Origin of the sequence: Tritonibacter sp. SIMBA_163 (assembly GCF_046535935.1) — a bacterium.
Taxonomy (GTDB): Bacteria; Pseudomonadota; Alphaproteobacteria; order Rhodobacterales; family Rhodobacteraceae; genus Epibacterium; species Epibacterium scottomollicae.
In genome coordinates, this window is sequence record NZ_JAWJBP010001114.1 from 1 (window position 1) to 244 (window position 244).

Here is a 244-nt window from a genome sequence, read left to right on the forward strand (position 1 = left end):
CTCGGCGGCGGCACGATAGGTGTTGCCGGCAGCCGATACCCAGACGTCCTTGGCAAAGACACCTTCTTCGGTCCAGTTGACGAAGCTGGTCAGGAAGTCTTTGGCACCCTGATCGAGAGGTGCGGGCTTGCCGTCTTCTCCAATGTAGTTGACGCCGTAGGAAAGCATCGGGGCGGTCAGGCGGTGACCGGAGCGGTCGATTGCCATGGCGAACGGCACCTGCTGGCTGTCGGCCACCTGCTTG

The 244-nt window shown here is 62.3% G+C and carries 1 pseudogene; it reads right to left on the reverse strand.

The annotated features are described in order from the left end of the window. A pseudogene (locus tag R0J92_RS25785) lies at nt 1-207 on the reverse strand (carbohydrate ABC transporter substrate-binding protein); the annotation flags it as partial. Nucleotides 208-244: the final 37 nt, after the last annotated feature.